Annotated in this window: 23 protein-coding genes and 5 tRNA genes; 14 read left to right on the top strand and 14 right to left on the bottom strand. The window is 60.4% G+C overall.

Going from position 1 to position 22,927, the window contains the following annotated elements; genetic code table 11:
* Positions 1 to 1,839, bottom strand: coding sequence for a class I poly(R)-hydroxyalkanoic acid synthase (gene phaC, locus GVK95_RS15765; RefSeq protein ID WP_159951299.1), 1,839 nt, complete (start codon positions 1,837 to 1,839; stop codon positions 1 to 3).
* A gap of 162 nt (positions 1,840 to 2,001) precedes the next feature.
* On the opposite strand from phaC, the gene GVK95_RS15760 reads away from it, so the two are divergent.
* The 5 genes from GVK95_RS15760 (at position 2,002) to recJ (ending at position 7,672) form a co-directional block, all read left to right on the top strand.
* The gene (locus GVK95_RS15760) at positions 2,002 to 2,409 is read left to right on the top strand and encodes an SHOCT domain-containing protein (protein WP_244618781.1); all 408 of its coding nucleotides are present in this window, start codon (positions 2,002 to 2,004) and stop codon (positions 2,407 to 2,409) included.
* Positions 2,410 to 2,636: 227 nt separating this feature from the next.
* Positions 2,637 to 3,854: an LL-diaminopimelate aminotransferase gene (locus GVK95_RS15755; protein ID WP_159951295.1), complete on the top strand. Its 1,218-nt coding sequence runs from the start codon at positions 2,637 to 2,639 to the stop codon at positions 3,852 to 3,854.
* 90 nt (positions 3,855 to 3,944) lie between these two features.
* On the top strand, positions 3,945 to 5,264 hold the full coding sequence (locus GVK95_RS15750; RefSeq protein WP_159951293.1) for a homoserine dehydrogenase: 1,320 nt from the start codon (positions 3,945 to 3,947) through the stop codon (positions 5,262 to 5,264).
* A 185-nt stretch (positions 5,265 to 5,449) separates the two neighbouring features.
* The gene (locus GVK95_RS15745; protein WP_159951291.1) at positions 5,450 to 5,668 is read left to right on the top strand and encodes a hypothetical protein; all 219 of its coding nucleotides are present in this window, start codon (positions 5,450 to 5,452) and stop codon (positions 5,666 to 5,668) included.
* A 201-nt stretch (positions 5,669 to 5,869) separates the two neighbouring features.
* Positions 5,870 to 7,672, top strand: a complete 1,803-nt coding sequence (gene recJ / locus GVK95_RS15740) for a single-stranded-DNA-specific exonuclease RecJ (protein WP_159951289.1) — start codon at positions 5,870 to 5,872, stop codon at positions 7,670 to 7,672.
* 35 nt (positions 7,673 to 7,707) lie between these two features.
* Here the strand turns inward: recJ and GVK95_RS15735 are convergent.
* The 5 genes from GVK95_RS15735 to gloA all read right to left on the bottom strand — a co-directional run bounded on the left by GVK95_RS15735 (position 7,708) and on the right by gloA (position 9,988).
* Positions 7,708 to 7,782: transfer RNA gene (locus tag GVK95_RS15735), tRNA-Glu, on the bottom strand.
* 180 nt (positions 7,783 to 7,962) lie between these two features.
* Positions 7,963 to 8,037: transfer RNA gene (locus tag GVK95_RS15730), tRNA-Glu, on the bottom strand.
* Positions 8,038 to 8,219: 182 nt separating this feature from the next.
* Positions 8,220 to 8,294: transfer RNA gene (locus tag GVK95_RS15725), tRNA-Glu, on the bottom strand.
* Positions 8,295 to 8,472: 178 nt separating this feature from the next.
* Positions 8,473 to 9,441, bottom strand: a complete 969-nt coding sequence (locus tag GVK95_RS15720) for a hypothetical protein (protein WP_159951287.1) — start codon at positions 9,439 to 9,441, stop codon at positions 8,473 to 8,475.
* A 106-nt stretch (positions 9,442 to 9,547) separates the two neighbouring features.
* Positions 9,548 to 9,988: a lactoylglutathione lyase gene (gene gloA, locus GVK95_RS15715; RefSeq protein WP_007606975.1), complete on the bottom strand. Its 441-nt coding sequence runs from the start codon at positions 9,986 to 9,988 to the stop codon at positions 9,548 to 9,550.
* 185 nt (positions 9,989 to 10,173) lie between these two features.
* On the opposite strand from gloA, the gene GVK95_RS15710 reads away from it, so the two are divergent.
* From GVK95_RS15710 to GVK95_RS15685, 6 genes are all read left to right on the top strand, one after another.
* Complete coding sequence (locus GVK95_RS15710) at positions 10,174 to 10,752, top strand: cold-shock protein (RefSeq protein WP_159951285.1); 579 nt, start codon at positions 10,174 to 10,176, stop codon at positions 10,750 to 10,752.
* A gap of 16 nt (positions 10,753 to 10,768) precedes the next feature.
* Positions 10,769 to 11,245 (top strand): DUF192 domain-containing protein, encoded by a 477-nt coding sequence (locus GVK95_RS15705; RefSeq protein WP_244618780.1) that lies wholly within the window; start codon positions 10,769 to 10,771, stop codon positions 11,243 to 11,245.
* Between the two features lie 94 nt (positions 11,246 to 11,339).
* Positions 11,340 to 11,416 (top strand) — tRNA-Pro (locus GVK95_RS15700).
* Between the two features lie 22 nt (positions 11,417 to 11,438).
* Entirely contained in the window at positions 11,439 to 11,807 is a 369-nt protein-coding gene (locus GVK95_RS15695) for an ETC complex I subunit (RefSeq protein WP_210252960.1), read from the top strand.
* Positions 11,808 to 11,854: 47 nt separating this feature from the next.
* Positions 11,855 to 11,931, top strand: a tRNA-Arg gene (locus tag GVK95_RS15690).
* Between the two features lie 132 nt (positions 11,932 to 12,063).
* Complete coding sequence (locus GVK95_RS15685; protein WP_159951279.1) at positions 12,064 to 12,807, top strand: nuclease; 744 nt, start codon at positions 12,064 to 12,066, stop codon at positions 12,805 to 12,807.
* Positions 12,808 to 12,893: 86 nt separating this feature from the next.
* On the opposite strand, the gene GVK95_RS15680 is transcribed toward GVK95_RS15685, so the two are convergent.
* The 5 genes from GVK95_RS15680 to GVK95_RS15660 all read right to left on the bottom strand — a co-directional run bounded on the left by GVK95_RS15680 (position 12,894) and on the right by GVK95_RS15660 (position 17,427).
* The gene (locus tag GVK95_RS15680; protein ID WP_113141237.1) at positions 12,894 to 13,667 is read right to left on the bottom strand and encodes an amino acid ABC transporter ATP-binding protein; all 774 of its coding nucleotides are present in this window, start codon (positions 13,665 to 13,667) and stop codon (positions 12,894 to 12,896) included.
* A 14-nt stretch (positions 13,668 to 13,681) separates the two neighbouring features.
* Positions 13,682 to 14,836: an amino acid ABC transporter permease gene (locus GVK95_RS15675; protein ID WP_159951277.1), complete on the bottom strand. Its 1,155-nt coding sequence runs from the start codon at positions 14,834 to 14,836 to the stop codon at positions 13,682 to 13,684.
* Between the two features lies 1 nt (position 14,837).
* Complete coding sequence (locus GVK95_RS15670; protein ID WP_159951275.1) at positions 14,838 to 16,031, bottom strand: amino acid ABC transporter permease; 1,194 nt, start codon at positions 16,029 to 16,031, stop codon at positions 14,838 to 14,840.
* 102 nt (positions 16,032 to 16,133) lie between these two features.
* Positions 16,134 to 17,162: an amino acid ABC transporter substrate-binding protein gene (locus tag GVK95_RS15665; protein ID WP_159951273.1), complete on the bottom strand. Its 1,029-nt coding sequence runs from the start codon at positions 17,160 to 17,162 to the stop codon at positions 16,134 to 16,136.
* Positions 17,077 to 17,427, bottom strand: a complete 351-nt coding sequence (locus GVK95_RS15660) for a hypothetical protein (RefSeq protein ID WP_159951271.1) — start codon at positions 17,425 to 17,427, stop codon at positions 17,077 to 17,079. The genes GVK95_RS15665 and GVK95_RS15660 overlap by 86 nt, the downstream gene beginning before the upstream one ends.
* A gap of 96 nt (positions 17,428 to 17,523) precedes the next feature.
* On the opposite strand from GVK95_RS15660, the gene GVK95_RS15655 reads away from it, so the two are divergent.
* Positions 17,524 to 18,714, top strand: coding sequence for a cystathionine beta-lyase (locus tag GVK95_RS15655; protein WP_159951269.1), 1,191 nt, complete (start codon positions 17,524 to 17,526; stop codon positions 18,712 to 18,714).
* Between the two features lie 17 nt (positions 18,715 to 18,731).
* Here the strand turns inward: GVK95_RS15655 and GVK95_RS15650 are convergent, their stop codons facing one another.
* Both GVK95_RS15650 and GVK95_RS15645 read right to left on the bottom strand, forming a co-directional pair.
* Positions 18,732 to 19,895, bottom strand: a complete 1,164-nt coding sequence (locus GVK95_RS15650) for an FAD-dependent monooxygenase (RefSeq protein ID WP_159951267.1) — start codon at positions 19,893 to 19,895, stop codon at positions 18,732 to 18,734.
* A 27-nt stretch (positions 19,896 to 19,922) separates the two neighbouring features.
* Positions 19,923 to 20,168 carry a zinc-finger domain-containing protein gene (locus GVK95_RS15645; RefSeq protein ID WP_007603777.1) on the bottom strand — a complete coding sequence of 82 codons (246 nt, stop codon included), beginning with the start codon at positions 20,166 to 20,168 and terminating at the stop codon, positions 19,923 to 19,925.
* A gap of 195 nt (positions 20,169 to 20,363) precedes the next feature.
* On the opposite strand from GVK95_RS15645, the gene GVK95_RS15640 reads away from it, so the two are divergent.
* Entirely contained in the window at positions 20,364 to 21,143 is a 780-nt protein-coding gene (locus GVK95_RS15640) for an alpha/beta hydrolase (RefSeq protein ID WP_159951265.1), read from the top strand.
* Between the two features lie 39 nt (positions 21,144 to 21,182).
* On the opposite strand, the gene GVK95_RS15635 is transcribed toward GVK95_RS15640, so the two are convergent.
* Complete coding sequence (locus GVK95_RS15635; RefSeq protein ID WP_159951263.1) at positions 21,183 to 21,986, bottom strand: enoyl-CoA hydratase-related protein; 804 nt, start codon at positions 21,984 to 21,986, stop codon at positions 21,183 to 21,185.
* Between the two features lie 73 nt (positions 21,987 to 22,059).
* Between GVK95_RS15635 and cysE the strand changes: the two genes are divergently transcribed.
* Positions 22,060 to 22,884 (top strand): serine O-acetyltransferase, encoded by an 825-nt coding sequence (gene cysE, locus GVK95_RS15630; RefSeq protein ID WP_007603780.1) that lies wholly within the window; start codon positions 22,060 to 22,062, stop codon positions 22,882 to 22,884.
* Positions 22,885 to 22,927 lie beyond the last annotated feature (43 nt).

The following is a 22,927-nucleotide window of genomic DNA, read 5'->3' as shown; positions in this document are numbered from 1 at the left end:
TCATACGCGTTCCAGCACGTTTCTGCCGGGCGCATCTGCAATTGCGTTCAGCGCATCACCACCCGGTTTGCGGGCCGGGACCTGCTTGTGGTCAAGCTTTTCGATCCACGCCTGCCAATGCGGCCACCAGGACCCTGCCGTCTCTTCGGCGCTGGCAAGCCAATCCTCATAGCTGCCCCCGGCCTTTCCATGGGTCCAGTACTGGTATTTCTTCTTGTCCGGCGGATTGACCACGCCGGCAATGTGGCCAGATCCCGTCACGACAAATTCGACAGGTCCGCCAAACAGCGCGCTGCCGATGTAGACCGATTTTGCCGGCGCGATATGGTCTTCGCGAGTGGCAAGATTGTAGATCGGGATCTTCACCTTCTTCAGCGACAGCGTCTTGCCGGCGAGCTGCATCTTGCCCTGGCTCAGCGTGTTGTTGAGATAGCAATTGCGCAGATAGAAGGAATGGTTGGCCGCCGCCATCCGGGTCGAATCGGAATTCCAGTAAAGCAGGTCGAAGGGCATCGGATCCTGACCCTTCAGGTAATTATTGACGAAATAGGGCCAGATCAGCTCGGAGGCGCGCAGCATGCTGAATGCCGAGGCCATCTTCGAGCCGTCGAGGTAGCCGGTTTCCCGCATGCGGTCCTCGACCCCCTTTAACTGCTCTTCATCGACAAACACCTTCAGGTCGCCGGCATAGGTGAAATCCACCTGCGTCGTGAACAGGGTGGCGCTGGCGATGCGGCTGTCCTTTTCCTGCGCATGCAGGGCAAGGGCTGCGGCAAGCAGCGTGCCGCCGACACAGTAGCCGATGGCATTGACCTTTTTCTCGCCGGTTGCCTTCTCGATCGTGTCGAGGGCGAAATCGATACCCTCGCGGATATAGGATTCCCAATCCTTGTTCGCATGACGCTCGTCGGGATTGACCCAGGAGATGACGAAGACGGTGTGCCCCTGCTCGACGCACCACTTGATGAAGCTCTTCTGCGGATTGAGGTCGAGAATGTAGAACTTGTTGATCCATGGCGGGCAGATCAAAAGCGGCCGCTTCAATACGGTTGCGGTGGCGGGCTCATACTGGATGACTTCGCAGATATCGCTCTGTGCGATGACCTTGCCGGGTGTAATGGCCATGTTTTCGCCGACGGCGAACTTGCTTGTGTCGGTCTGGCGGATACGCAGCTCGCCTTTGCCGGCGGCGATATCTTCGGCCAGCATCTGCATGCCCTTGACCAGATTGGCGCCGCTGCTGGCCACCGTTTCCCGGTAGAGCTGCGGATTGGTGGCGACGAAGTTTGCCGGCGACAGCGCCGCCGTGATCTGGCGGACGTAGAAGGCCGCCTTGTGGCGCGTATGCTCGTCGAGCCCTTCGGCGTCAATGACCATCTTGTCGGCCCAATCGGACAGGACCAGATAGGTCTGGCGGAGGAAATCGAAGAACGGATTGCGCTGCCAGTCTTCGTCGGCGAATCGCTTGTCCTTCGGCAGGGGATCGTCGACCGGCGTGTCCGGCGATGTGGAGAGCCGGGTCAGCGAGCGCGCCCAGATGCCGAAGACGGCGTTTAGCAGGTGGGTCTGCGCTTCCAACGTACGCTTCGGGTCAGACATCCAGTATTCGGCCAGCTTGGACATCGTCTTGATCAGCTCGGACACCGGTTCGGCGACGGGATCGACAATCTCGCCCCTTTCACGCGGCGCAAGCCAGCTGGACGCCGCTTTTCCGAGGTTCTCGAGCGCCTTTGCCGCATTGATGGCCAGAGCCTGCGGGTCCTTGATGATATAGGGTTCGATCAGCTTTGCATCGAATGCCGGACCGGACTGTGCCGTCTCTTCCCGTTTGTTGTCCAAGGCATCCTCCCCAGGATTGTATCTGGCGTCTTTTGTATTTGCGCATCCTGCATGAAAATGACTACAAGTTCCAGCGATTGGCGCATAGTCTTTCGCAGGTAGCGGGAAAATGCACCCTTTGAATTTGCTGGATTTCCAGCAGGCATGCGGATTGTTGATACCATGGCACAGACGACCTTTAGCCTCGAAAGCCTCACCCGGCCGGCACTCCTGGCCGCCATCATCGGCATGCTTGCCGCAGCTGGCTGCCAGTCATCCGCTGAAACGGCAACCGTCACCCCGACGCCCTCGGCCTTGCAGGTGACTGTTGATGATACGGATGCGCCCGATCAGCCGGCGCAGCGTCCGACATCCAAGGACGGCTTCCCGAATTTCGGTGGTTCGTTGAATGCCGCCAATGTTCAGATGAACAATGAAGAGGCCGCAGCGCTGCAGCAGCAGCTCACCGCACTGTCCAGCGCGCGCCAGTCCGGAACCATCACCGAAGCCGAATACCAGCGCAAGCTTGCCGAACTGCGCACGCTCGCGGCCCAGCATGGCCCAGAGACGCAGGCGCTGATCGCCAAATAGCACTTGCCTTTCGGCGGGATTTTCCGCAAATCAACGAAGGGCTTTCGGCAGGTTTTTCAGCGTGACTCGTCGCGCGGGTCGGATTTGCGACAAAATTTGCTGCCAGCTCTCGTGTTGAGATACTATCGTCCAGCGCCGGTTTTGCGGTTCGTTGCGGGGCTGGCGATCACTGGGACAAACGAACCCGCCTGCCGCGGACAAGGCCCGCGCGGTTTCAGGGGTTGAAGATGGAAGAATTTCACAAAGTCCGGCGCTTGCCGCCCTACGTTTTCGAACAGGTCAATCGTTTGAAGGCAAGCGCGCGAGCCGGTGGCGCCGACATCATCGACCTTGGCATGGGCAATCCCGACCTTCCGACCCCGCAGGCAATCGTCGACAAGCTTTGCGAAGCGGTCCAGGACCCGCGCACCCATCGCTATTCGTCGTCCAAGGGTATTCCCGGCCTGCGCCGCGCCCAGGCTGCCTATTATGCGCGCCGATTCGGCGTGAAGCTGAACCCGGACACCCAGGTGGTCGCGACGCTCGGCTCCAAGGAAGGCTTTGCCAACATGGCGCAGGCGATTACCGCGCCTGGCGACGTGATCCTGTGCCCGAACCCGACCTATCCGATCCATGCCTTCGGCTTCCTGATGACCGGCGGCGTCATCCGTTCGATCCCGGTCGAGCCCGACGAGACGTTTTTTCCGCCGCTCGAGCGCGCCGTTCGCCACTCGATTCCCAAGCCGCTGGCGCTGATCATCAACTATCCGTCGAACCCGACGGCGCGCGTAGCGACGCTTGATTTCTACAAGGATGTCATCGCCTTTGCGAAGAAGCACGACATCATCGTGCTCTCCGACCTTGCCTATTCGGAAATCTATTTCGACGACACGCCGCCGCCTTCGGTTCTGGAAGTGCCGGGCGCAATGGATATCGCTGTCGAGTTCACCTCTATGTCGAAGACTTTTTCCATGCCCGGCTGGCGCATGGGCTTTGCTGTCGGCAATGAACGGCTGATTTCCGCGCTGACCCGGGTCAAGTCCTATCTCGACTACGGTGCATTCACGCCGATCCAGGTTGCCGCGACCCATGCCCTGAACGGCGACGGTTCCGACATTGCCGAAGTCCGCTCGATCTACAAGCGTCGCCGTGACGTCATGGTCGAAAGCTTCGGCAAGGCTGGTTTTGAAGTGCCGCCGCCGGCAGCGACCATGTTCGCCTGGGCCAAGATCCCGGAAAAATTCCGTCATCTCGGTTCGCTGGAATTCTCCAAGCTGCTGGTCGAAAAGGCCGATGTCGCCGTGGCTCCGGGTATCGGCTTTGGCGAAATGGGCGATGAATATGTCCGCCTTGCGCTGGTCGAGAACGAGCACCGCATCCGCCAGGCGGCCCGCAGTATCAAGAAGTTCCTGTCGACGGCCGACGAGACGATGCACAACGTCATTTCGCTCAACGCCCACCGCTGAGCGTTATCGTTGAGCGCCCATCGTTGAGTTTCTTGGGCGGCCCGCTTGCGGCCGCCGATTTCCATTATCTGATTATGTCAGGACTGATCCATGGCTGATGCCCTTAAAATTGGCGTGGCGGGTCTTGGTACCGTTGGTGCCGCGCTCGTCCGTATCCTCCAGCAGCGTTCGAATGCGCTGACCCTTGCCTGCGGTCGTGCGATTGTCGTCAAGGCTGTCTCGGCACGCGACAAGGCGAAGGACCGCGGCATCGATATATCCGGCATGCAATGGTTTTCCGATCCGGTGGATATGGCCGAGAATGCCGATATCGACGTTTTTGTCGAACTGGTCGGCGGCTCCGAGGGAACGGCGGATCTCTCGGTGCGTGCAGCACTCGGTCGCGGCCTGCATGTCGTGACCGCCAACAAGGCGCTACTGGCCCGTTGCGGCGTCGAACTCGCAAAACTGGCCGAGGAAAAAGGCCTGCTGCTCAATTACGAAGCGGCGGTTGCCGGCGGTATTCCTGTCATCAAGACCCTGCGCGAGTCGCTGACCGGCAATAATTTCTCCCGCATCTACGGGATCATGAACGGCACCTGCAATTACATCCTCACCAAGATGGAGAAGGAAGGTCTTTCCTTTGCCGATTGCCTGAAGGAAGCCCAGCGTCTCGGTTACGCCGAAGCCGACCCGGCCTTCGACATCGAAGGCAATGACACGGCCCACAAGCTGTCGATCCTCACCACGCTGGCCTTCGGTTCGGAAATTGCCGCCGACAAGATCTATCTCGAAGGCATCACCAATATCTCGATCGAGGATATCCATGCGGCCGCCGATCTCGGCTATCGCATCAAGCTGCTGGGTGTTGCCCAGAAGACGGACAGCGGGATCGAACAGCGCGTGCATCCGACCATGGTGCCGCTCGATTCGGTGATCGCCCAGGTCGATGGTGTGACCAACGCGGTGGCGCTGGAATCTGATATTCTCGGCGAACTGCTGATGGTCGGCCCCGGTGCCGGCGGCAATGCGACGGCATCGGCCGTGCTCGGCGATATCACCGACATTGCCAAGAGCCGCCCGGGTGCGCAGGACGTGCCGGTGCTCGGTCGCCCGGCGCATCTGCTCGAACCGTATCGCCAGGCCGAGATGCAGAGCCACGAAGGTGGCTACTTCATCCGCCTGACGGTGCAGGATCGCACCGGCGTGTTCGCCAGCATCGCGACCAAGATGGCCGAAAACAACATCTCGCTCGAATCCATTGTCCAGCATTCGAAGCAGCCCATGGTCGCGGGAAAGCCCCAGACGATTATTCTGGTCACCCATGCCACGATGGAGATCGCCGTGCGCAAGGCCGTCGATGCGATCAAGCACGAAGGTTACCTCGTCGGCGAACCGCAGATGATTCGCATCGAACGGCCGAAGTCCTAAGTCTTTTGCAGCGCAGCGTTTTCGGGTAATTCGCCCGATTTCGCTGCTGCATCTGCGAAGCAATTGGTCCGATTGGCGGAAAACGACGCGCCACCTACATAAAATCACGGTCCCGCTCTCGCCATGCTTGTGCCTGCGCGGTAGATTGTCGCCATCTGTCAGGTTCTTGGGGAGGAGCCTCAGCGATGAGTGTGGGAAAGACATGGGTTTCACCGGCCGATTTTGCCGGATGCGACGCATCATTCGAGCGCAACCAGCCTGATGCCCAACGGCGGGCGAACTCCGCGTCAGATGCTGACAGCTGGGAGGCATCGGCCGATGGCATGTCGGACTGGGCAATGATCCTTGCCTTCTTGTCTGCCATGGTCCTGCCATTCGCGCTGGTGGCCTGGCTAATGGCGTAAGCCGCCAGATGTCTGCAGTCAGGTGCGCATGTCGCACTGGCCTTGTTGAAGGTCGGCTTTCCTCTGTTCATTTTTGTCAGGACCGCTAGAACAGCGGAAGGACGATGGTGACGGCCCTTTGCCGGCATCGTGTCCCTTCCAGTGTCGCGGCCATGCGGTGATCGTCAGGTTTCCGCAAGACCGTGTTTCAAAGCGAGTCCCATGTCCGAACCGGTAGATCCCGTCCAGCGCGCTTTTCTTGGTGTCGAGCAATCCGTCAGTGGCCAGCGCTGGATGACGCGCGCCGATCAGGCGGCGCAGAACAGGGCGCTGGCGATGAGCCAGGTCCACGGCATTCCGGAGCTTGTCGCGCGTGTGCTGGCGGGCAGGGGCGTGGGCGTAGACGAGGCTCCCGCCTTTCTCGATCCGACCATCCGCAACCTGATGCCGGACCCGTCGCGGCTGACCGATTGCGATACGGCAGCCGAGCGCATCTGTGCCGCCGTCAATCGTGGCGAGCGCGTGGCCATCTTCGGTGACTACGACGTCGATGGCGCGGCTTCATCCGCCTTGATGTTTCGCTTCCTGCACCATTTCGGCATCGATGCGGAAATCTATATCCCGGACAGGATTTTCGAGGGCTATGGACCGAACCCTGCCGCCATCGACCAGTTGATCGATCGCGGCGCCCAGTTGATCATCACCGTCGACTGCGGCTCGACCAGCATCGAGGCGCTCGCCGCCGCCGAGCGGCGCAAGATCGATGTCGTGGTCATCGACCACCACCAGATGGGACACGAGATGCCGGCCTGCCATGCGCTGGTCAATCCCAACCGCGAGGACGATCTGTCGGGGCAGGGCCATCTCTGCGCTGCCGGTGTCGTATTCATGGTGCTGGTGGCCTGCCTGCGGCGTTTGCGCGAAGAGGGGCACGCCTATGCCCGCTCGCTCGACCTACTCGCCTGGCTTGACCTGGTCGCGCTGGCGACCGTCTGCGATGTCGTTCCGTTGAAGGGACTGAACCGGGCCTATGTTACCAAGGGCCTGATTGCCGCGCGCCACCAGCAAAATGCCGGACTTGCCTCGCTGCTGCGCATTGCCGGCATTGGCGGCCCGGTGACGCCCTACCATTTCGGATTTCTCGTAGGACCAAGAATCAATGCCGGGGGGCGCATCGGCGATGCCGCCCTGGGCAGTCGCTTGCTGACCATCGACGAGCCTGCGGAAGCCGACAAGATCGCCACCCATCTGGACGAACTCAATCGCGAACGCCAGGCCATGGAGGCGGTCATGCTGGCCGAGGCCGAGGCTGAGGCCATGGCGGAATACGGCACGGGCGAGACGGCCGCGGTGATCGTCACGGCACGGGAAAACTGGCATCCCGGCATTGTCGGTCTGCTGGCCGCCCGGTTGAAGGAACGGTTCAAGCGCCCGGCCTTTGCCATTGCCTTCGATCCGTCGGGCAAGGGGGCAGGCTCCGGCCGTTCGATCAACGGGTTCGACATCGGCAAGATGGTGCGGGCAGCCGTCGACAACGGCCTGCTGGTCAAGGGCGGAGGCCACGCAATGGCGGCCGGCCTGACGGTCGAGCGCGGCAATCTCGGTCGCCTCAGGGCGTTCTTCGACGAGCAGGCATCCACCCAGGTCGCAAGCCTTGCGGCCAACCAGACGCTGAAGATCGACGGTGCCATCGGCGCATCGGGGGCAACGCTTGCGCTGATCGACCAGCTCGAGGCCGCTGGTCCTTACGGTTCCGGCCACGCGCAGCCGATTTTCGCCGTGCCGATGCACCGGCTGCGCGACGTGCGCCCGGTCGGCACCACCCATGTGAAAATCACGCTGGAGGCGCTGGATGGCAGCAAGCTCGAAGGCATCGCCTTCCGCGCAGCGGAAACCGAACTGGGCCATTTCCTGATGAACAATCGCGGCAACCAGGTTCACGTGGCCGGCACGCTGGGCGCCGATCATTGGCAGGGCAACCGCCGCATTCAATTGCGCGTGCTCGACGCCGCAAAGGCGCCATAACTTACGTAACGTAAAGAAGGTATCTTAAGGGAAAGTGGCACGCCCTAGGGGAGTCGAACCCCTCTTCCCAGAATGAAAATCTGGTGTCCTAACCGATAGACGAAGGGCGCCTGCGCTTCGTGGCGCCCTTATGGCCGGGCGAGGTGATTCCTGCAAGCCTATTTTTTGCGTGGCAGTGGTTTTTTCCACAGCCTCCAGCGAAAATACAGAACTGGAAAAAACAATGCGCAGTGAACGGGTTAGCGGAAAGCATTCCCATAGTTATGCACAGCTTGTGAAGGAAGAAGAAGTGGCACGCCCTAGGGGAGTCGAACCCCTCTTCCCAGAATGAAAATCTGGTGTCCTAACCGATAGACGAAGGGCGCATACGCTTCGTGGCGCCCTTATAGTCAGGGCGATTTGATCCGGCAAGCGGAAACTTGCCGTTGTTCATGAGAAAATTCGATCGCTGACCGACCGGGAGAAATGCAGTAAAACCCGCAACATCTCCGGGTTCCGCAGAGTTCAATTCATGGGGGGAAGTTCAATTTTCCGGAAGAAAATGGAGTGGCACGCCCTAGGGGAGTCGAACCCCTCTTCCCAGAATGAAAATCTGGTGTCCTAACCGATAGACGAAGGGCGCGTGCGCTCCGTGGCGCCCTTATAGTCAGGGGCATGCAAAGCCGCAAGCGTCATTTTTCGATTTTTTCAAAAAAATGACAGTCGCATCCGGGGTGTGGAAAACCTTGAAAATTGAATGATTCAGAAGCCTTGACCGAAGAGGCGTTCCCGCCCTCCGGCCTGCATGGTCTTCGAGTGTCTCAGAGCTTCGGTGCCTCAACATTTTTCTTGCCGGTCAGCATCCGGCGCAGCGACGACATGAATTTGTTCTTTTTCTGCTGCGCGGCCGGTGTGGCTTCGGTGGCGTCCGCACCGACCGGGATCGCGGCCTGGCCGGGATCGACCCCTCCCGCCTGTGCGCCTGCCTGCACTTGTGCCGTGGGCATTGGAGCGGGGGCATAGGACAGCATCTTGCGCTTCGGTCGCGGATCGGACAGGCGCTTGAGCACCGGAGGTCCGTCTTCCTGGGCAATCGGTGCGACCGCAACGGTTTCTGCATTCGCCTGTGCATTTACCTGTCCATCGGCTTCTGCCTCGGTCAATGGCAACGCATCGGCTGGAATATCGACGATTCCCTGCTGCGGCTGTGCCGACGGGCTGAACAGGCTCTTGCTCATCGCGTTGATCTTCATGATCGGCATGTCGCTGGGCACGATGCTGGAAGACCCGGCAACTTCGGTCGGCTGAGATCCGGCTGTTGGGCCCGTATCCGTGGGCTCGACGGCCGGAGCGCCGGCCGAAGCGGAGAACAGGCTATTGTTGCCGGCATTGACTCGGGCAGGCTGCATGATGACCTGGCTAAGATCGGCCGGTTGCTGCTGTTGCGTGACCGCCATGACTTCGGGCGGTGGTTCGGCGATGTCGGCATAGGCGGCAGCCATTGTCGAGGATTTGGATGGGCTGATGCCTGGGCCCGGTTCATACAGCGGCAGTTCGCCGTTACCGGACGCCGTTGCAGCCTTCGTGCCAGCACTGCCGGCCGCGACCACCAGCGGGTCGACATAGCTTTTTGTCTTGTCGGTGGCCTTGCCGCTCGCAGCAACCGGTTGAGTTGCGTCGCCCTGAGACATTACCTCATCGGCACTGGTCTGACAGGAGGCCAGCATCAGTGCTGACAGCATCGCAGCTGTGCGCAAGGGTGCCGTGCGGGAAAGAAGGAAACTGCTCATCTTGGCCTCTGTCCTGTCGGAAGGCCCCGGTCAGGGGCTGGAGGCGCCGCGAACGGCGCGCTCCGTCAGAACCCAAATAAGCGCGCAAACTTGCGCGAGGCGGGCTTTACCAGGCGCCGGTGTTCGGCATGGACAGCCACGGTTCGGCCGGCGCCAGGCTTTCGCCCTTCTGCAGGATCTCGATGGAGATGCCGTCAGGCGAGCGGACAAAGGCCATGTGGCCGCAACGGGGTGGGCGATTGATCGTCACGCCCGCATCCATCAGTTTCTGGCAGATCGCATAGATGTCATCGACCTCATAGGCGAGATGGCCGAAATTGCGACCGCCGGCATAGTCCTCGGTGTCCCAGTTATAGGTCAGTTCGAGGCACGGTGCGGAATGGGCTTTTGCCTGATCGACATCCTCGTCTGCCACGAGAAAGACCAGCGTAAACCGTCCCTTGTCGTTTTCGTAACGACGGATCTCTTTCAGGCCAAAAATGTTACAATAGAAGTCGAGTGAGGCATCCAGGTCTTTGACCCGGACCATTGTGTGCAAATAGCGCATGAGCGTTCTCCCTGATTACTGAGGTGATATGGAACAGTGGACAGGTTCGAGCAAGGCTAAGTCTGCAAAAGCTTCTGGGTAAATATCAAACTAGGGCTTGCGCTGATCCGTTAACGGAATGTTAATCTGATCGACAAGAATCGGTTAACCCTACAATGTGACGCGTTTTCGAGGGGCTTGGGGAAATGGCGGACAAGATATCATCGAAAGGGCTCGCTGGTTTCGAGGAGCTGTCTGGCGATGCTGTTGACCTCATAGAGATCACCGGCGTTGTTAAATGGTTCGACGTTGCCAAGGGGTTCGGGTTTATCATACCGGACAACGGCATGCAGGATGTGCTCTTGCACGTCACCTGCCTGCGTCGCGACGGATATCAGACCATTCTGGAAGGCACGCGCATCGTCGCGCTCATCCAGAAGCGTGACCGCGGTTACCAGGTCTTCCGCATTCTCTCCATGGACCAGTCGACGGCGGTGCATCCTTCGCAGCTGCCGCCCGTGCGCACGCATGTGCAGGTCACGGCGACAAGCGGACTGGAGCGTGCGCTGGTAAAGTGGTTCAATCGCACCAAGGGCTTCGGCTTCCTGACGCGCGGGGAAGGCACGGAGGACATTTTCGTACATATGGAAACGCTGCGCCGCTTTGGCCTGACCGAGCTGCGGCCCGGCCAGACGGTGCTGGTGCGTTTCGGCCCCGGCGACAAGGGTCTGATGGCGGCGGAAATCCATCCGGACAATCCATCACCTGCAACAATGGCGCATTGATCCGATGGCCTCGTCTGTGCAGAAATTGAAAAGCGCCGTTCTGGCGCTTTTTTTGTTGCTTGGCTTTATCCTTCCATCCCTTGCGGAGGTCACGTTTGCCACCGGCAAGCTGACCCTTCTGACGGCGACTGGCGAGAAGCGCGAATTCGACGTCGAATGGGCGATCAGCATGGAACAGCGGGCGAGGGGGCTGATGCAGCGCGAACAGCTCGCGGATGACGCCGGGATGCTGTTCGATTTCGGCGAAAGCCGCATGGTAACGATGTGGATGGCCAACACGCCGCTGTCTCTGGACATGGTGTTCATCAACGAGACCGGCCGAATCGTGCGTGTTGCCGAGCGCACCACGCCGTTTTCCGAAGCCATCGTCGGTTCGGGCGAAGCGGTGCGTTATGTCCTGGAGATTCGCGGCGGCCGGGCAGGCGAACTCGGGATCACCGCCGGTGGCCGTTTGAGCCTGCCGCTGGCGGTTCCGAACGAGCCGCAGCCGTAAGGTTTTTCATTTTGTGCAAATACCTGCTGGGAAACCGCTTTTTTACTGTTGCGGCGCACAGGTGAACCGTGTATTCCGGCAAACATTGCTGGAACGGAGTGTAGCGCAGCCTGGTAGCGCATCTGGTTTGGGACCAGAGGGTCGGGAGTTCGAATCTCTCCACTCCGACCAAGCAATAACAAGCCGATCATCGATGGTCGGCTGGATCGAGGCGGCGGGACGGCTCGCCGCATATGTCCTGGAGATGGATGCGACCATGTCTGCGAAGATCTACCGCCCGGCAAAGACGGCCATGCAGTCCGGCAAGGCAAAGACCCAGTTCTGGGTTCTTGAATTCGACCAGGCCAGCCCGCGCAAGATCGATCCTGTCATGGGTTACACAACATCCGCAGACACCCGCCAGCAGGTCAAGCTGACTTTTGAGACGCTTGATCAGGCCGAAGCCTATGCGCAGCGCGAAGGCATCGAATACCGTGTGGTCCTGCCGAAGGAAGCCAAGCGGCAGGTTGTTTCCTATACTGATAATTTCCGTTTCAGCCGCCTTCAGCCTTGGACTCACTGAGTTCGGCGAGGCTGCAAGCGGTTTGCCTGGCCTTCGCGCCGGCTGACGGCCCCTTAGCTCAGCTGGATAGAGCACCTGCCTTCTAAGCAGGTTGTCGCAGGTTCGATTCCTGCAGGGGTCGCCAAATGTTTGAGATATAACTACAAATTTCGACCAATGCTGTTTTGAGCAAAAAGTGTGGATGGCGTTTTTCTGTTGCCGTCGCCAACCTTTCGGAAACCCTTGACCGCCATACTGCGTGCACGAGAGGTTAACCATGTCGACATCCGCTGCCAATCGCCGCGCGCCGCGCAAGCGCCGCAAATCCACCCGCGCTTCGTCCGGCCAGGGCCTGACGTCGTGGCTCCTTCTGCTGGCTGTGGTTGCCGGTGGCATTGCCACCTACGACAATCGCGTCACGATCATGAAAGAGGTCTCTCCGTATCTGGAAGATCTTCCTTCGGAACGGCAGGTATCCGGTGGCGGGAATGCACGAGCCGAAAGGCCGGACAAAAAGAGCGCCAACGTCGCGCGCAGGAATCAAGAGCCTGCCCGGTCTTCAGTCTCGCCAGTGCCGCCGGTTGCGGTCGGTCAGGTCGCCAAGCTGCCGGTGCCGGATGCAAAGCCGACCGAGCTTGCCGCCAACCTGCCGCTTGCAGGGCAGAGTTTCACCGGCAAGTTCTACTATTGCGGCACGTCCGGTCTGGACAACTGCATCGCCAGTGGTGACACATTCTGGTACCGCAAGACCAAGATCGTGCTCTCGGATATTGTCGCTCCCGGCACCGAGGATGCAGCCTGCCGGCAGGAGCGCGACCGGGGTTTTGCCGCAAAGGTGCGGCTGCGCGATCTGCTCAACGACGGCAAGTTCGATCTGGAGATCCTGAAGGTGCAGGGCGGGCAGGACCGCGGACCGGTCAGCCGTGTCGTCACCCGCAATGGACGATCGCTGGGCTCCATCCTCGTGTCCGAAGGACTGGCGCAGCCGCGCATGGGGCGCCGGCAGTCCTGGTGCCCCTGAGAGCCGAAACAGTATTGCTGACATGAAAATGCCCGCTCTGGATCATCTCCCGGGCGGGCATTTCTGCTATCGAATGGTTCAGCCGATTAATGCAGGATCTGGCTGAGAAAGAGCTTGGTGCGCTCGTGCTGCGGATTGTCGAAGAATTCGGCAGGTGAATTCTGCTCGACGATCTGGCCCTGGTCCATGAAGATGACCCGGTTGGCCACCTGGCGGGCAAAGCCCATTTCATGGGTGACGCAGAGCATGGTCATGCCCTCTTCGGCAAGGCCGACCATGGTGTCGAGCACTTCCTTGACCATTTCCGGATCGAGCGCCGAGGTCGGTTCGTCAAACAGCATGATCTTCGGCTTCATGCATAGCGCCCGGGCAATCGCCACACGCTGTTGCTGGCCACCCGAAAGCTGGCCCGGATACTTGTGGGCCTGTTCCGGGATCTTGACGCGCTTGAGGAAGTGCATCGCCACTTCTTCCGCTTCCTTCTTCGGCATCTTGCGCACCCAGATGGGCGCAAGCGTGCAGTTTTCCAGGATGGTCAGGTGCGGAAAGAGGTTGAAGTGCTGGAACACCATGCCGACTTCGCGGCGCACTTCGTCGATCTTCTTCAGGTCGTTGGTCAGTTCGATGTTGTCGACGAGGATATTGCCCGACTGGTGCTCTTCCAGACGATTGATGCAACGGATCATCGTCGACTTTCCCGAGCCAGACGGACCGGCGATGACGATGCGCTCGCCCTTCATCACCTTCAGGTTGATATCGCGCAGAACGTGAAAGTCGCCATACCACTTGTTCATGTTGATCAGTTCGACGGCGACGTCGGTATCGGAAACCGTGGCGGTCTTGAGTTGAGCTTCAGCCATGAGAGTGTTCCTGTTTAGCGTTTGTGTCCGGTGTCGAGATGCCGTTCGATGAAGGCCGAATAACGCGACATGCCGAAGCAGAAAATCCAGAAGATGAAACCTGCAAAGATCAGGCCCGTCAATGGTGTTACGGGTGTGATCCAACGGGCGTCGCCGAAGCTTGCCTTCACGATGCCGAGCAGGTCGTACATGTTGATGATCGAGACCAGCGACGTGTCCTTGAACATGCCGATAAACGTGTTCACGATGCCGGGGACGACGAGCTTGATCGCTTGCGGCATGACGATGAAGAACATCTTCTGACCGTAGTTCAGGCCGAGCGAATCCGCCCCTTCGTACTGTCCCTTCGGAATGGCCTGCAGGCCACCGCGAATGACTTCCGCCATATAGGCCGATGCGAAGATCGAAACGCCGACCAGCGCACGCACGAACTTGTCGATATTGTCGCCGGGCGGCAGGAACAGCGGCAGAAGCACGCTGGCCATGAACAGCACGGTGATCAGCGGCACGCCGCGCACGAGTTCGATGAAGCCGACCGAGGCTGCCTTGACGATCGGCATTTGCGACCGCCGGCCCATGGCCAGCAGAATACCGAAGGGCAGGGAGACGACGATACCAATGAACGACAGGATCAGCGTCACCATCAGGCCGCCCCATTGCGATGTCTCGACATGGGTCAGGCCGAAGGAGCCGCCGAGCAGCAGCACATAGGCGACGATCGGCAACACGATCAGCAGAAGCAGGGCGTTGAGGCCCTTGCGCGGTGCCTTGGGAATGAGGAAGGGGATCAAAAGCGCAACGAACAGCACAGCGATCAGGATCGGCCGCCACAGCTGGTCGCGCGGGTAGGAGCCAACCATGAACTGGGTGAACCAGTCGCCGACATAGGCCCAGCAAGCGCCGCTCCAGCCGTCCGGTTGGGTGCCGCCCTGCACCAGGGTAGCGCAGGCCGCACGGCCGTCACCCGACCAGACAGCCGAGATAAACAGCCAGTCGAACACAGAGGTGACGAACCAGATGATCACCGCGCCGAAGGCGACGCTCATCAGGCTGTCGAGCGGTGTGGCGAACAGGTTTTTCCGCATCCATCCAGCGACCGACTTGTCAGATGACGGCGCAGGCAGACCGGGCAGGAATTCCTGGCGGAGATAGGAAGGGTCTTTGCTCATCTCAGCGCTCCACCAGTGCCATTTTGGCATTGAACCAGTTCATGAACAGCGATGTCATCAGGCTGATCGAGACATAGATCATCATCCAGATCGCAATGATCTCGATCGAGTGACCGGACTGGTTGAGAATGGTGCCGCCGACAGCGACCAGATCGGCGTAGCCGATGGCCACAGCAAGCGACGAGTTCTTTGTCAAATTCAAAAACTGCGACGTCAGTGGCGGGATGATGATGCGCAGAGCCTGCGGCAGGATCACCAGGCGCGTGGCGAGGCCAGAACGGATGCCGAGCGCGTTGGCCGCTTCCGACTGGCCCTTCGACACGCCACGGATGCCGGCGCGGACGATTTCCGCGATGAAGGCGGCCGTGTAGAAGGAAAGCGCCATGTAGAGCGACAGGAATTCCGGTCCGATCACGGTGCCGCCGCGCATGTTGAACTTGCCGAGTTCCGGAATGTCGAAGGTGACCGGCGCGCCGATCAGCAGGAAGGCGAGAAGCGGCAATCCGATGATCAGCCCCAGGTTGACGTAAAGCACGGGCGGGCGCTTGCCTGTCGCGAGTTGCTTTTTCGTCGCCCAGCGACTGTAGAGGATTGCGCCGATAACGGCGACGACGAAGGTTACCACGACAAGCGATATGCCTTCGCCGAAGACCGGCGCCGGCATGTAGATCCCGCGGTTGCTGACGAAAACCGACAGCGGCAGGTTCAGCGATTGCTTGACGTCGGGCAGCAGCGACAGCACGCCCTTGTACCAGAAGAAGATGACCAGCAGCGGCGGGATGTTGCGGAAAACCTCGACATAGACAGTCGAAAGGCGCGCGATCAGCCAGTTGTTGGAAAGACGGCCGATGCCGACCAGGAGGCCGATGATGGTGGCCGTGATGATGCCGGTGAACGCGACGATCAGTGTGTTGACCAGGCCAAGCATCAGCGCGCGCATGTAGCTGGAATCACTGGTATAGGCGATCGGCGTCTGGGCGATGTCGAAGCCCGCGCGACTGCCGAGGAAGTCGAAGCCGGCGGTCATATTCGCCCGCGCGAGGTTGTCGGCCGCATTTGTCCCGGCAAACCAGAACAGCCAGACAACGAAGACCACTGTCAGCGCCTGATAGACGAACTGACGTAATGCGGGATTATAAAGCAACGAGGTTCCGGAGCGCATAGCTCCGCCCCTGTCTGCAGCTGCAACTGCCATATATCTGTCCCCTGTACCGCAGCCTTGTTTTTTTGGCTTTGCGTTTTTTATTCGTATTGGGTGGGAAGGCGCATGGCGCCTTCCCGTATGCAGCAATCCGGCTTAGCGGATCGGCGGTGCGTACTGCAGACCGCCCTTTGACCACAGAGCATTGAGGCCGCGTTCGATCTTCAGGGCGCTGCCCTGGCCGACGTTACGCTCGAAGGATTCGCCGTAATTGCCGACCTGCTTGATGATGTTGTAGGCCCACTTCTCGTCGAGACCGAAGTCCTTGCCGATGGTCTGGTCCTTTTCTTCGCCGAGGAAGCGCTTGATGTCCGGGTTCTCGGACTTGGTCATCTCATCCAGGTTGGCCTGGGTGATGCCGAAGTCTTCGCCGGTGATCATGGCGTAGTGAGCGAAGGAAACAACGTCGAACCACTTCGAATCGTTCTGGCGAACGGCGGGGCCAAGCGGCTCCTTCGAGATGATTTCCGGCAGGATGACGTGGTCGGCCGGGTTGGCGAGCGACAGGCGGATCGAATACAGGCCCGACTGGTCGGTGGTGTAGACGTCGCAACGGCCGGACTGGTAGGCGGCGTCGACTTCTTCCTGCTTTTCGAAGACGACCGGCTTGTATTCCATGCCGTTGGCCTTGAAGTAGTCGGCGAGGTTGAGTTCGGTCGTGGTGCCCGACTGGACGCAGACGGCAGCGCCAGACAGTTCGAGGGCCGACTTGACGTTCAGAGCCTTGGTGACCATGAAGCCCTGACCGTCGTAATAATTGACGGCGCGGAAGTCGAAGCCGAGCTGCGAATCGCGGCTGGCGCTCCAGGTGGTGTTACGGGCAAGCATGTCGACTTCACCCGACTGAAGGGCCGGGAAACGGTCCTTGGCAGACAGGGGCGTGAACTTTACCTTGGTTGCGTCGCCGAAAACGGCGGCAGCAACAGCACGGCACAGATCGACGTCGATGCCGGTCCAGTTGCCGGACGAATCCTGGGCGCCGAAACCGGCCAGATTGGAGCCGTTGACGCCGCACTGAACGAAGCCCTTGGCCTTGACGTCATCGAGAGTGCCAGCCTGAGCGGCGACCGCGCCAAAGCCAACGGCTGCGACGCCAATCGCTGCTGACAAAAGTGTCTTTTTCATTTTCCCAACCTTTATTTCTATTGTTTTTCCCATCGACGGCACCCGGCCAAACGAGTTCGGCGGCGCTCATCGGCTTGCGGCCTCCCGGAGCAAGCACGACTATCACAGTCGGAAATGGCTGCAGGGTCAAGTCTTTAAGCCGTGATTTGCGAACAAAAGCGGCATTTTGCTCATTTCGCATGATAAACAGGCAGATATGTATGATTTTAGCGCTTTGGTGATGAAATTTGTGCCTTTTTGCAGGTGTTTCCTGCGTGTGGTGCATGGCAATCCGCGCTCAGAGGATGGCGCAACAACGACTTGACCTTCAATCCGATGACGGCAAGAACTAGCGCTCTCATGCATGCAGGAAGGTCTATTGATGAGTGGAAAGAAAGAGTGGTTGGCCACGGCCGGCACAGATACGCGGCTGGCCCATATCGGCCATGATCCCAGTTCCTATCATGGGTTCGTCAATCCTCCGGTGGTGCACGCATCGACAGTGCTGTTTCCCAATGCCCGCGCGATGGAGACACGCAGTCAGACCTATACCTACGGAACGCGGGGCACGCCGACGACCGATGCGCTTTGCCTTGCGATCGATGAACTCGAGGGGTCTGCCGGAACCATTCTGGTACCGTCCGGGCTGGCCGCCATCACCGTGCCGTTCCTGGCATTTCTGTCGGCGGGCGATCACGCGCTGATCGTCGATTCGGTCTATTCGCCCTGCCGCCATTTCTGCGACACGATGCTGGCGCGGCTGGGGGTGACGGTCGAATATTATGATCCGGAGATCGGTGCCGGGATCGAAGCCTTGATCCAGCCCAACACAAAGCTGGTTCATACGGAGGCGCCGGGTTCCAACACATTCGAGATGCAGGACATCCGTGCCATTTCCGATATCGCCCATCGCCATGGCTGCGTCGTGACCATGGACAACACCTGGGCAACACCGCTCTATTTCAAGCCGCTGGATTTTGGCGTCGACATTTCCATCCATGCCGCGACCAAATATCCGTCCGGTCACTCCGATATCCTGATGGGCACGGTATCGGCCAACGCCAAATACTGGCCGCAGCTGCATGAGGCCAATATCACGCTCGGCATTTGCGGTGCTCCGGACGACAGCTACCAGATCCTGCGCGGCCTGCGCACGATGGGCATCCGCCTGGAGCATCACGGCCGCAGCGCGCTGCGCATGGCACAGTGGCTGGAAGGGCGCGACGATGTCGCCCGCGTACTGCATCCGGCTCTGCCGAGTTTCCCCGGTCACGACATCTGGAAACGCGACTTCAAGGGCGCCAGCGGCATCTTCTCGTTCGTGCTGACCGCGGGGTCGCCGGAAAAGGCCAAGCCGAAGGCCCGCGCCTTCCTCGACAGCCTGAACATTTTCGGCCTGGGCTGGTCCTGGGGCGGCTATGAGAGCCTGGCAATCATGGTCAGTCTCGATGATCGCACGATCCGCAAGGCGCCGGAGGAGGGCGCCTTGATCCGCCTGCAGATCGGCCTGGAAAACGTCGAGGACCTGATGGCCGATCTCGAAGCCGGATTCAAAGCGGCGTCGGAAATCTGACGGCCACGACGCCTGTCTCAGCCGCCGGCGCGATGGCCATAGAGCCAGTCGAGGTCGGCGGCGAGGCTTTCCGGCGACCGTATTGACAGGACGAGATCCCGGGCAATGCGTACCGGTCCGCGCGCATGGTAGGCAAAGCGGTTGAAATCGCCGCGCGCCTTGACCTTGGCGGCCCTTGCCTTGCGCTCGGTCTCAAAGGTGGCAAGCGCCTCGGCCAGCGGTGCTGCCGACACATACTGCGCAAGCGCGAAACCGTCCTCGATCGCCATCGCAGCTCCCTGTGCCGCAAACGGCATCATCGCATGGGCCGCATCACCGATCAGAACGGTGTCGCGACCGTTTTGCCAGCGACCCTCGGATGCCTGGTAGAGCGGCCAGAAATTGGCATTTTTTGCCCCGGCGAGCAGCGCCCGGATCGACAGGTGCCAGCCGGAAAACTGTTCCAGCAGCATCGCGCATCGGGCAGCATCGGCCGCAATCGCCCAGTGCTCATCAGCGTCCGCACCGCTGGCGACGGCGACGAGATTGTAGCCGTTCGTTTCTTTCAGCGGATAGGAAATCAGATGGCTGCGGCTGCCGAGGTGCGCGACGACGCCATCTCGGGAAAGGAAGCCTGGCGCAGTGTCGCCATCGACGGTGAAACGCCAGGCGATGTTGCCTGAAAAGCTGACGCTCGGGCTGTCCGGTATGGCCTCTCGCGCCACGGACCAGACGCCATCGGCCCCGACCACGAAATCCGGCTTGCTGCCGGTGAGATAGGCGAGGCTATCAATTCCGACGCCTGCAACCCGTCGTCCGAGATGAAGCTTGCACAGCGGTTCGGATAGGACCGCATGCAGCAGCGCCTGCTGCAGGGTGGAGCGATGCAAAACGCCGTAAGGCTGGCCCCAGCGCCGCCGCGCAAAATCACCAGCTGGAACTTCGGCCAGCACTTTAAGGCTCTTGCCTGATGCCAGCCGGATCGATGTTGGCTCAAGCCAGTGCCGCTCGATCTCGGCAAGCACGCCGAGCGACGCCAGCACCGATGTCGCATTGGGGGAAAGCTGCAGACCTGCGCCAACTTCGCCAAGCTGCGGCGCCTGTTCGATGATGTCGGATGAGATGCCTTTTTGCGCCAGCGAAAGGGCAGCAGTAAGGCCGGCTATGCCGGCTCCGACAATGGCAGCGTGCGTGATGGACATGAGCAATGCCAATCGCGACGCTGCGTCTTACGCCGCCTTGATGTGGTAGACGCAGCCGGGCGGGTTTGTCTGTTCGGCCTTCAGGCTCGGATTGTAGCGATAGAGTGTCGAGCAATAGGAGCAGACCTTCTCGGTGTCATGGCCGAGATCGATGAAGATATGCGGATGATCGAACGGTGAGGATGCGCCGGTGCACATGAATTCCTTCACGCCGATTTCAATCACGCGATGACCGCCGTCGTTCTGGAAATGGGGAATCGTGTGGCCGGCCATGTCAGTCTCCGAAAATGCTGTTTGTTTGGCGCGGACCTTAGCGCCGTCCGGTTGAAAAGTGTAGAGCCAAAGCACGTGCAAACCCACAGAAAATCGGCCTGCGGCAATTGATGTCAGGTCGTCAATCAATATGGTGGCGAGCCTGACGACCTGCCCCAAGACCCCGAAGGCCCCAATATCCCCGAAGGACTGTCCATGAATCTCGACGCCCCCGCTTTTTCCCGCTTTCGCCATGGCGGTCTCGAATTCGCTTTTTTCGATGAGGGAGATCCGAGCGGTGCGCCGGTGCTGATGATCCACGGCTTTGCGTCGTCGGCGAGCGTCAACTGGGTTTATCCGGGCTGGCTGAAGACACTGGGTGAAGCTGGCTACCGTGTGATTGCGCTGGACAATCGTGGCCATGGTGCGACCGACAAGCCGCACGATCCGGAAGCCTACCGTCCAAGCCTGATGGCGGGGGATGCTGCGGCCCTGCTGACCCATCTCGGCATCGATACCGCGCATGTCTTCGGCTACTCCATGGGAGCGCGCATATCCGCTTTCCTCGCCGTGGAGCATCCGGAACGCGTCCGCTCCCTGGTCTTTGGCGGTCTCGGCATCGGCATGTGCGATGGTGTGGGCGATTGGGATCCGATTGCCGACGCGCTGCTTGCACCATCGCTGGACGATGTGACCCACGAGCGCGGTCGCATGTTTCGCGCCTTCGCCGACCAGACCAAATCCGACCGGCTGGCGCTGGCCGCCTGTATCATGACATCACGCGATCTCGTCAGCCGCCGAGATATCGCCAAGGTCGACATGCCGACCTTGATCGGGGTCGGTACCAAGGACGATATTGCGGGCTCTGCCCAGGAACTGGCCCAACTGATGCAGCATGCGACTGCGCTGGATATCCCGGGCCGCGACCACATGCTGGCCGTCGGCGACCGTGTGTTCAAGAAAGCCGTCCTCGAGTTCTACGCGGCGCTTTCCTGATCTGATTGCCGGGCACTGGTTCTCTGATCTCGGCCCCGACTATCGCCCCTGGAACTGCGGCCGGCGTCGTTCGACAAAGGCGGCGCGCCCTTCCGCATAGTCGGCGCTTTCAAAGGTCTGTGCACCGATGATCTCGGCCTCGCGCAGCAGATCCTCGTCAGCCTGTTCGACGGCACGCAGCGCGAGCTTGGAGGCACGAACCGACAGCGGCGCATTGGCCGCGATCGTCCGGGCAAGCGTCAGGACTTGGCCTTCGAGCGCGTCGGCATCGGTGATTTCCGCCAGGAAGCCGCATTGCATCAGGTCCGTGGCACTGAAGCCTGTTCCGGTAAACAGCGCCTTGCGGGCCAACTGCGATCCGAGGCCCCGGACAAAGTCCTGGATGGCGTCGGCGGGGTAGGCGAGCCCAAGCCGGGCGGCCGGCACGGCAAAGCTTGCATCGGACGATGCCAGCCGAAGGTCGGCGGCGGCAGCAAGCCCGAATCCGCCGCCGTAGCAAATGCCACGGATCGACGCGATGACCGGAACCGGAGCCTCGCGGATTGCCGAAAAGGCGCGGCTGTTGGCGGCCTCGTAGATCCGCGCCGTCTTGCTGTCGTTGCGAACCAGGGCGAATTCCGAAATGTCCGCACCGGCGCTGAAATCCTGATTGCCGCCCCCCTGCATGACGATCACGCGAGCGTCTGCCTTGCCGTGCAGCCAGCGCAGAGCCTCTGGTATCGCATGCCACATGGACTCGGAAATCGCGTTCTTGCGGGCAGGATTGTCGAGGATCAGGAAACCGGTTCCGCCCTCGCAGGACGCCTTGATATGACCATTGGCAAACTCGCTGATGCGTTTCATTTTTAGAAGTCCATTTGAGTTCGGTGCGGGTTGGATTATATACTGCGCTCTGAGACAAACGAGGAGACCGGAAATGGTCGCACAGAACGACGCCCTCAAGGTGGATGTGGTCAAGTCGATGGACCCGATCTGGGACAGCCTTCGGCATGAGGCCCGCACGGCCGCCGATCGCGATTCCATGCTGGCTGCTTTTTTCCATTCGACCGTGCTGAGCCATCGCTCGCTGGAAGATTGCGTCGTCTACCGCATCTGTGAACGCCTCGATCATAGCGACCTGCCGGCAATCGTTCTGCGCCAGGCGTTCGATGAGATGCTGGCGGACTGGCCTGAATGGGGTTCGATCCTGCGTGTCGATATCCAGGCCGTCTACGACCGCGATCCGGCCTGCACCCGCTTTATCGAGCCGGTTCTCTATTTCAAGGGTTTCCATTCGATCCAGACCCATCGCCTTGCCCATTGGCTGTGGAACCGCGGCCGCCGCGATTTCGCGCTTTATCTGCAGAGCCGGTCCTCGAACATCTTCCAGACGGACATCAATCCGGCGGCACGGATCGGCAAGGGCATCTTCCTCGATCATGCCACCGGCCTTGTCGTGGGCGAAACGGCGCGGATCGGAGACAACGTTTCCATCCTCCATGGTGTCACCCTTGGCGGCACCGGCAAGGAGGGTGCCGACCGCCATCCGAAGATCGGCGACGGCGTGATGATCGGTGCGGGCGCCAAGGTGCTCGGCAATATCGAGATCGGCTGCTGCTCGCGCATCGCAGCCGGATCCGTCGTCTTGAAGCCGGTTCCTTCGGCCGTCACCGTCGCCGGCGTGCCCGCCCGCATCGTCGGTGAAGCCGGCTGCGCCGAACCGTCGCGCTCTATGGACCAGATGATCGCTTCGGACGACTGAGCCGAGACCGCCTCATCGGTGCACGATTGCGCATTGATGCGAC

The sequence above is a fragment of the Rhizobium sp. 18065 genome, from assembly GCF_902706095.1.
Taxonomy (GTDB): Bacteria; Pseudomonadota; Alphaproteobacteria; order Rhizobiales; family Rhizobiaceae; genus Allorhizobium.
The sequence above is the reverse complement of the archived record's forward strand: the minus strand, read 5'-3'. Positions and strand labels throughout refer to the sequence as shown.